At 41.8% G+C, this 1,248-nt stretch carries 2 protein-coding genes; both read right to left on the reverse strand.

Annotated elements, in window-relative coordinates:
- Nucleotides 1–33 precede the first annotated feature (33 nt).
- Complete coding sequence (locus JGK11_RS32745) at nt 34–771, reverse strand: ISL3 family transposase (protein ID WP_363319288.1); 738 nt, start codon at nt 769–771, stop codon at nt 34–36.
- The gene (locus JGK11_RS32750; protein ID WP_293187228.1) at nt 735–1,187 is read right to left on the reverse strand and encodes a transposase family protein; all 453 of its coding nucleotides are present in this window, start codon (nt 1,185–1,187) and stop codon (nt 735–737) included. The genes JGK11_RS32745 and JGK11_RS32750 overlap by 37 nt, the downstream gene beginning before the upstream one ends.
- Nucleotides 1,188–1,248: the final 61 nt, after the last annotated feature.

Consider the following 1,248-nt stretch of genomic DNA (forward strand, 5'->3'; position numbering starts at 1 on the left):
ACGGCTCTTCTGGAGTCAAGGTGATAAGCAAACCTAATCAGAAAAGCAAGCTAATAGCCTTGCTCGAAAGTTATCAAAGTTCATAAAGCCATAGGCTTGTCGCTTAATCAACTTAATTCGATTGTTAATTCCCTCCATCACGCCACTCGTGGTTCGGTTCAAAAAATAGTTGCAGATTCCATCCAGATGATTACGAATCGTTGTGAGAACATCACAGTAAACCGAACGAGCTTTTTTTAGCCATGCAAGGAGTTGCTCTTTCCCAGCTTCGACAGTCTCAGAACGTTCAAAAATATCTCTGAACTCTTCTTTGAGTTCATAAGCCAGTTTCAACCGTTTTGAATGCTTTAAGATGTCTGCCAGTTTGACCTTCTGCTCCTCGGTCAAATCTACCCCGTTCTTGAGGAGAATGAATTTACTCCCTTTGAGGGTCATTTGAGTTTGCTTGCGTACTTTATTTAACTCTTCATTGACTGGTTTCATCACGTGAAATCGATCAAATACAATCCGCGCCTTGGGAAACACTTCTTGAACCACTTTGGGAAAGCCTCCCCACATATCAACACTCACTTCTTCGACTTGTTCACGCAGCTCAATCGGTTGCTGCTGAAGCACTTTGATGATGTCATCCTGTTTGTGACTATCAATCACCTCAACCAATTTTCCACGGTCAATATCGGCAACAACTGTGGCAAAATCTTGATGCCCTTTGCGTTTACTAATTTCATCAATACTCAGACGAGTAACCGTTCCCCAGTCTGCTTTTTTGATTGATCAAACCTATGATTGAAAATCCCCTGTACTTGATCCCAACTTAAATTTTCCTCTCGGCTAACTTGTTCGATGGTGGTTGCTTGAACTCGCTGATAGATATGATTCTCATAGCGTTGGGTATATCGCCGTTCCCAATCGACAAAGTTCAAACTTTCCGTAAAGTATTTCTGACAAGTCCTACAGTAAAATTGGCGACGCGGAACTTTCAGATAAACTGGTTGACCGAAAATCGATAGATCCCGTATCAATACAGGTCGGTTTTGATTTAATTGAGCGCTCGGACGCTGGCAGTATCGACAATTACTTTCTTCCTGAAGGAAGCGGAGTTTCAAGATAACCTCAGGTGCGAATTGGATGCAACTTTCAACAGTAACATCGGGTAGATTAAGCAGTCTGTCAAGATGAAGATCCATACGGTAGAAATCAATTAGTAGTATCTCATTATACACTTTTCACCAAAAAGCCAGAAGAGCC

This window comes from Microcoleus sp. PH2017_34_RAT_O_A (assembly GCF_020737885.1).
Classification (GTDB): domain Bacteria; phylum Cyanobacteriota; class Cyanobacteriia; order Cyanobacteriales; family Microcoleaceae; genus Microcoleus.